This window comes from Streptomyces sp. NPDC001634 (assembly GCF_040298185.1).
In the GTDB taxonomy this organism is placed as follows: domain Bacteria; phylum Actinomycetota; class Actinomycetes; order Streptomycetales; family Streptomycetaceae; genus Streptomyces.
The window spans coordinates 1-6,085 of the sequence record NZ_JBEOZU010000111.1 but is presented as its reverse complement, the minus strand read 5'-3'; the positions used below and the strand labels follow the sequence as shown (position 1 = coordinate 6,085).

Here is a 6,085-nt window from a genome sequence, read left to right as displayed (position 1 = left end):
CGTGGGGGTGCTGCCCGGCGGGGGGGCCCCCTGGGCGCGGCCCCCGCCTCCGGGATCCGTCCTCCGGGCTTCGACTGCGGGCTCGGTCCTCCGGGCTTCGACTGCGGGCTCGGTCCTCCGGGCTTCGACTGCGGGCTCGGTCCTCCAGGCTTCGACTCCGGGCTCGGTCCTCCAGGCTTCGACTCCGGGCTCGGTCCTCCAGGCTTCGACTCCGGGCTCCGACCTCCAGGCTTCGACTCCGGGCTCCGACCTTAGGGCTCTGTCCTCCCGCGACTCAGCCGAACTGGCCCGGCTGGTAGTCGCCGGCGGGCTGCTGGACGATGACGTTCATACGGTTGTAGGTGTTGATGAGGGCGATGAGCGAGACCAGGGCGGCGAGCTGCTCCTCGTCGTAGTGCTTGGCGGCGTTCGCCCAGGCCTCGTCGCTGACACCGCCGGCGGCGTCGGCGATGCGGGTGCCCTGTTCGGTCAGTTCGAGGGCGGCCCGCTCGGCCTCGGTGAAGACCTTCGCCTCACGCCAGGCCGCGATCAGATTGAGGCGCACCGAGGTCTCCCCGGCATGGGCGGCGTCCTTGGTGTGCATGTCGGTGCAGAAGCCGCAGCCGTTGATCTGGCTGGCGCGGATCTTCACCAGCTCCTGCGTCGCGGCCGGCAGCGTCGAGTCGGTGACGACCTTGCCCGCCGAGTTGATGTACTTCGCGAACTTGGCGGCGACAGGGCTGGCGTAGTAGTTGAGACGCGCTTCCATGGTGATCTCCTCGCTGTATTGACCGTTACACAGCACTGACGGAGCGGCGCGCGGGGATGTGACGACCGGGCGAGGCGGATGGATGTGACGTGCGTCTCACCGTGTCCGGGGGTGGTCACAGTCCGAGGCCGTCCCGAGGAACGCGCTGATCGCGGCATGCATCCGTGCCGGCACCGTTCCAGCCCCTCCGCGGCGCGCCCGGCCCGACCCCGGCACCCTGCCGCCCCCACGCGCGGAGTTAGCCTCGTTCCCTCCGGACCGGCCACCGGATTGACATCCGGTCGGCAAACGGAGTGGCCACTGGGATGGCCGATCACGCACAAGCAAGGAGGCAGTCAGCGATGGCGAAGGTTCCTACGGCAGTGGTGGCCGCGAGCGGGCTCGTCGGCGGGTACGGGGTTGCCCGCTGGAGCAAGAAGCGGCAGCTCGGCGGGGCCGTGCTGGCCGTCGCGGGGGCCGCGGCCGCGCAGCGGTGGCGCAAGCAGGCCGGCGGTGTGGCGGCCGGGGCGCTGACCGCCGCGTACGTCGCCGCCTTCGCCGGGTCACATCCGCTGGCCAAGAAGGTGGGCGCCTGGCCCGCCGTGTTCGGGGTGGCCGGGGCCGTCGCGATCGCGTCGTGGGCCGTGGCCGACCGGCGCAACCAGGCCGTCTCTTACAACGGCTGACACAATGAGGTGGATCGGCGTTGTGGGCCGTGTCCGGGTCGCTGGTTGAGCGTAGTGCGCGTGGGGGAATCCCCGTGGATCGTGTCGGATGAGCTGTGGAAGCGCATCGAGCCGCTGCTGCCGAGGACGGAACGCAGGTTCCGGTATCCGGGCCGTAAGCCGTTGCCGGACCGGCAGGTGCTGTGCGGCACCCCGCTCGCCGTGATCCTGACCTGCCGCAACCGCAACGACGTCACCCAGCTCCTGCCCCTGCTCGACGCCGTCCCACCCGTCCGCGGCCGGGTCGGTCGGCTCCGCCGCAGGACGGTCACGGTCTTCGCCGACCACGGCTACGACCACGACTGCCACCGCAAGGAGGTCCGCGCGCGGCATCGTGCCTGCCATCGGACGCCGCGGCACTGAGCACGGCAGCGGTCTGGGCGTCTACCGGTGGGTGACCGAGCGGACCAACTGCCTGACTGCACGGCTTCCGTCCGCTGCGCGTGCGCTGGGAACGAGCTCCGCCTGCTCGTGCGCCAACAGGCCCCGAGCTCTGTGGTCGGGGCTGGTGTTGGGTCGGCTGGGGTGGGGGTCGGGGTGGGTGTTCACTGGGTGTCTTGGGGTTGGGTGGTGGTGGGTCTGGGTGTGGGGGTGCGGGCGGGGCCGGAGGTGAGGGGGCCGTTGGCCATGATGATGGAGGTGAGTGGGTAGAGGGGGCCGCTGGTGCCGTAGAGGGTCAGTAGTGGCACGTCGTCGTTTTGGCGTTGGCCGTGGTGGAGCCAGGTCTGGCCGTGGCGGTCGATCTGGCCGCGGGCGAGGTCGTAGATGCGGCCTGCCAGGTGGAAGGGATCCTCGGCGTTTTGTGCGGCTTCGTCGAGGAGGCGGGGCACCTCGTGTGCGGTGAGGTGGACGTCGATGCCGTCGATCTGTCCGGCGGCGATCTGGGCCCCTGGGGCGCGGTGGGTCGGTGCGTCGAGTGGTGCGCCGATTGCGGCCAGCCAGTATTCCCAGTCGCTGAGCGACAGGGCGCGGATGCGGATGATGACGCGCTCATGGTCCGAGGTGATCTGCATGACCTCGAGTCGATGGATGTTTTCGGCCTGCAGCCTGGCCGCTGTGGTGGCCGCCCGGGCCTGCGCCTGGTCGGCTGTCGAAGGGTCCTGGGTGCTTGTGGCCGGGTTGATGGTGGGGGTGTGTTCGACGGTGGGCGCGCCGGCCGGCTGTGGCACGGTCAGTGGTGGGTGGGGTGTGTGCGTCCTGGGTGTGTGCGCCTGAGGTGTGGGGGTGGGCGGTTTGGGGCTCGGAGCGAATTCGATGATGTCGCAGGCGCCTTCGTCTGCCTCGCGCAGGCTGTGCTGGGCTTCGTCGGCGTCCTTGTCGGCCCCGCGCAGGCTGTGCTGCGCTACGTCGGCGACCTTGTCGGCCACCCGCAGGCTGCGCTGCGCTACGTCGGCATCCTTGTCGGCCCCGCGCAGGCCGCGCTGCGCTTCATCGGCATCCTTGACGGCCCCGCGCAGGCTGCGCTGCACTTCATCGGCGACCTTGTCGGCCACCCGCAGGCTGCGCTGCGCTACGTCGGCATCCTTGTCGGCCACCCGCAGGCTGTGCTGCGCTTCGTCGGCGACCTTGTCGGCCCCGCGCAGGCTGCGCTGCGCTACGTCGGCATCCTTGTCGGCCTCCCGCAGGCTGTGCTGCGTTTGGTCCTGTTCCTGTAGCCGTTTGAGTACCTGCGCGCCGCCGGTTTCCACCAGGCGGCCCTGTGCCTGTAGGTCGGCGACGAATCTGCGGGCCAGTTGGCCGAGCTGTTCGACCAGTTCGTGTTCGATGTCGGTGGGGTTTTCGGGGATGGTTGTCATGCGGCGGCTCCCGCGTAGGCCTTGCGGAGGGAGTCGAGTGCGCGCCATTGGAGGGTTTTGACGGCGGCGTCGGTGGTTCCCAGGGTGCGGGCGGTTTCGCTGACGGACAGTTCGCCCAGGAACCGCAGCCGGATGACGGCCTGCTGACGCGGTGTGATCCCGGACAGGGCGTCGTGCAGGCCGACGACGTCGAGGGTGGACAGGACCGTCTCCTCGGTGGCACTGACGGGGGTTGTCCAGGCGTCTCCCACGTGGGTGATCTGGTCGACGAAGGTGAGACGCCGTGTCGCGGCGATCTTGAAGTGGTCGGCGATGACGTTGTGGGCGATGGTGCACAGCCAGGCACGGATCGGCGTGCCGGTCCATCGGAAGGTGCCGATTTTGGCCCATGCCTTCATGAAGACGTCGGCGGTGAGGTCCTCGGCCAGCGTCGGGTTCGAGGTGAGGCGGTGGCCGATATAGGTGGCGATCACGTCGTGGTGCATCCGGTACAACTCGCCGAATGCTTCGGGATCCCCTTGCTTGGCACGGGTGATGAGGGCCGGTTCCCTCGTGGTGGGGCCGCCGGATACGGCGTGAGCCTGAGTGGTCAAGGAATGCTCCCGATCGTGAGTGGATGAAGGGTGGTAGGCCGATCATGTGGGGGACCGCCCCGGGTCGCGGCCCGCAGCGGGTAGGGGAGGACTGTCAGGCGCCCTGGCGTCGGCGCCGGATGCGTGCGGGCGCCTGTGGCCGGAGCGAGGCGGCGGTGTGCCGCGTGGCCTGCGGGTCGTCGTAGACGAGAGTGTCGAGCCGGACCCCGTAGGCGTCGCGCAGGGCCCAGAGCGTGTCCAGGCTCGGTTGTTTCGTCCCGGCCGCGAGCCGGTGGAGCGTCGATCTGCTGATACCGGTGCGCTGCGCCACGTCGGCGACGCTTTGGTCACCGAGTTCCTGGGCCTTTACCAGGAGCGTGGCCATGTGGAGGCGGAGCATGGTCAAAAGACCCCCTCAGGGACGTGCATCCGTGCGGCTGACCCACACGCACGCAACGTATGCAAGTTGCCAACCTGAAGTGACGCAAGAGTATTTTGAATCGCACAAAAGTGCGAGATCGACGACTTGGCCTGCAAGAACGCTGATCTAGGCCCTTGACCTGCAAAGGTGCATGCATGCAACTAGCGTGCGACTGCATGCATGCGCGCTACCCTCCCGAGCATGCGGAGCATGGAAGATTCCCCCCACGGAAGTCGGGCGACGCGGCAGGCTCAGGCGCAGCGCATCGGCGCGTATCTCACGGCGGTCGCGACCGCGGCCGGGTACGACGTGCGCCGTCGGCAGGGCGGCCGGGCGCAGTTGGCGGCCGTGACCGGCCTGAGTCTGACCACCATCAGCCGGACACTGGAAGGCAAGACATTGCCGCTGCCCTCGCAGCTGACGACGTGGGCGACGGTCCTCAACCTCGATCACGGGAGGATGCTGGTGGAGAGCGGCCTGATTCCTGAACAACGAGGACCCCGGCCCGCAAGCCGGGAGGTGAGCTCGGCGGCACTGTCCCCGGACGAGGCCATGAATGCGTGGGGGATCACCGATCCCATCATCCGCAAGACACTCAGCGGGAGCATCGTCCAGGCGATCAAACTTCAGGTGGAGATCGACGCAGCCCGCGACGGGGGGCTGTTGTACGAGGGGTAACCCACAGCGGTGCAGAGGCGGGCCGACGCCAAAACCACCCGCTGCACGATCGGCCGGATCCTGACCGGCGCTGACGTTGGAGGCGCACCTGCAGGACGGCCGTAGCCGGCGCCGGCTGTGCCGGGAAAGGGGCGGGGTTGCCGGCCCGTCACGATGTCCTGCATGCTGTGCCGCTTTGCAGCGCGCATCCGGTGCGAGAAGGGTCAACTGGCCGGGCTGCGGCCCCATTTCGAGCGAGACGTGTGGCGCGCGGGGTTGACCTGTACGGGCGCGAGCAGGCGCTGAACCGCCGCGGCGGCCCTGTTCGGTGCGCCGGGTAAGCCACCGTTTGCGATCATCCTGGTGCGGCCGCGGCGTTTGGGCGCGCCGGACAGCTTTCACGCCGCGCAGCCGTTGCGGTTGCCTCACCGGACAGCGAGGCCGGCTGCCGCGGTGCCGGGTTCGCCCTCCGGTTCGCGGCGGCCGGCAAGACCCGGTCATCCCCTGGTGGGCGGCTCGGCCGGCCTGTTGCGCACCATGTGCGCCTTCACGCCCCATCGCGGTGATCAGCGTGCCGGCTGACGCAGGCTCAGCCCGGGCTGTCCAGGACGGCTTCGACGCCGTGATCACACCGGCCACGGCAGGATCATTTCACCCGTGACCAGCAGTGACGGGGGAGCTCTTGGGCCTGGCGGGATCTTTACGGAGGAAAGCGGCAGCAACACGCTCACGGCCACCAGGGAGCGTTACGGATATCCTCTGGCCGTGCCAGGACCAGCGGGTTGGAAATGCGCGTTGGCGAGAGGGGTAGCAGGTGCTTGTCGTACAAGGAACTTCCATGACCGCTGTCGTCCGCGGTAGTACCGGCGAGCCAGTGATTTTGCTCCCTGGTGATGCGCACCAGGAAGTACCCGAGACAACCTTGATCAATATCATCAAGGCCGCCACCGCCGTTCTCAGCGCGGCCGAACTTCAGGCCGTGAGCAAGGCCATCCCCAGGCTGGGGACAGGCGGGCTGGATTCCCATGTTTCAGTCGATGGAAATGTCCTGACGGTTTACAGGCTGACCGTCGACTGAGCACCGGGCAGGAACGGGGGAATTTCTGTACGACGTGGGTTCTGAGATCGCCCTGTCTTCAGTAAAGGCCGCACCGCCCGCCGTCTGAGAATACGACGGCGGGCGGTGC

7 protein-coding genes and 1 pseudogene are annotated in these 6,085 nt (G+C 68.7%); 4 read left to right on the top strand and 4 right to left on the bottom strand.

Annotated features, from left to right (window positions below; all coding sequences use genetic code 11):
• Nucleotides 1-274 precede the first annotated feature (274 nt).
• Nucleotides 275-748, bottom strand: coding sequence for a carboxymuconolactone decarboxylase family protein (locus ABT186_RS42010; protein WP_351929599.1), 474 nt, complete (start codon nucleotides 746-748; stop codon nucleotides 275-277).
• Between the two features lie 341 nt (nucleotides 749-1,089).
• On the opposite strand from ABT186_RS42010, the gene ABT186_RS42005 reads away from it, so the two are divergent.
• Nucleotides 1,090-1,413, top strand: coding sequence for a hypothetical protein (locus ABT186_RS42005; protein ID WP_351234175.1), 324 nt, complete (start codon nucleotides 1,090-1,092; stop codon nucleotides 1,411-1,413).
• Nucleotides 1,414-1,599: 186 nt separating this feature from the next.
• A pseudogene (locus ABT186_RS42000) lies at nucleotides 1,600-1,910 on the top strand (transposase); the annotation flags it as partial.
• An 87-nt stretch (nucleotides 1,911-1,997) separates the two neighbouring features.
• Here ABT186_RS42000 and ABT186_RS41995 read toward each other — a convergent pair.
• From ABT186_RS41995 to ABT186_RS41985, 3 genes are all read right to left on the bottom strand, one after another.
• Nucleotides 1,998-3,248, bottom strand: coding sequence for a BN159_2729 family protein (locus tag ABT186_RS41995; RefSeq protein WP_351929597.1), 1,251 nt, complete (start codon nucleotides 3,246-3,248; stop codon nucleotides 1,998-2,000).
• The gene (locus tag ABT186_RS41990) at nucleotides 3,245-3,841 is read right to left on the bottom strand and encodes a sigma-70 family RNA polymerase sigma factor (RefSeq protein WP_351929595.1); all 597 of its coding nucleotides are present in this window, start codon (nucleotides 3,839-3,841) and stop codon (nucleotides 3,245-3,247) included. Before ABT186_RS41990 ends, ABT186_RS41995 begins: the two co-directional genes overlap by 4 nt.
• Nucleotides 3,842-3,935: 94 nt before the next feature.
• Nucleotides 3,936-4,220, bottom strand: a complete 285-nt coding sequence (locus tag ABT186_RS41985) for a helix-turn-helix domain-containing protein (protein WP_351234181.1) — start codon at nucleotides 4,218-4,220, stop codon at nucleotides 3,936-3,938.
• A gap of 231 nt (nucleotides 4,221-4,451) precedes the next feature.
• Between ABT186_RS41985 and ABT186_RS41980 the strand changes: the two genes are divergently transcribed.
• Both ABT186_RS41980 and ABT186_RS41975 read left to right on the top strand, forming a co-directional pair.
• On the top strand, nucleotides 4,452-4,919 hold the full coding sequence (locus tag ABT186_RS41980) for a transcriptional regulator (RefSeq protein ID WP_351929593.1): 468 nt from the start codon (nucleotides 4,452-4,454) through the stop codon (nucleotides 4,917-4,919).
• An 817-nt stretch (nucleotides 4,920-5,736) separates the two neighbouring features.
• The gene (locus tag ABT186_RS41975) at nucleotides 5,737-5,976 is read left to right on the top strand and encodes a hypothetical protein (protein WP_351234185.1); all 240 of its coding nucleotides are present in this window, start codon (nucleotides 5,737-5,739) and stop codon (nucleotides 5,974-5,976) included.
• Nucleotides 5,977-6,085: the final 109 nt, after the last annotated feature.

Bases quoted from the DNA above. Each gene is read 5' to 3' on its own strand.
- ABT186_RS42005 (WP_351234175.1), top strand. From the start codon at position 1,090: ATGGCGAAGGTTCCTACGGCAGTGGTGGCCGCGAGCGGGCTCGTCGGC.
- ABT186_RS41985 (WP_351234181.1), bottom strand. From the start codon at position 4,220: ATGCTCCGCCTCCACATGGCCACGCTCCTGGTAAAGGCCCAGGAACTC.
- ABT186_RS41980 (WP_351929593.1), top strand. From the start codon at position 4,452: ATGGAAGATTCCCCCCACGGAAGTCGGGCGACGCGGCAGGCTCAGGCG.
- ABT186_RS41995 (WP_351929597.1), bottom strand. From the start codon at position 3,248: ATGACAACCATCCCCGAAAACCCCACCGACATCGAACACGAACTGGTC.
- ABT186_RS41975 (WP_351234185.1), top strand. From the start codon at position 5,737: ATGACCGCTGTCGTCCGCGGTAGTACCGGCGAGCCAGTGATTTTGCTC.
- ABT186_RS42010 (WP_351929599.1), bottom strand. From the start codon at position 748: ATGGAAGCGCGTCTCAACTACTACGCCAGCCCTGTCGCCGCCAAGTTC.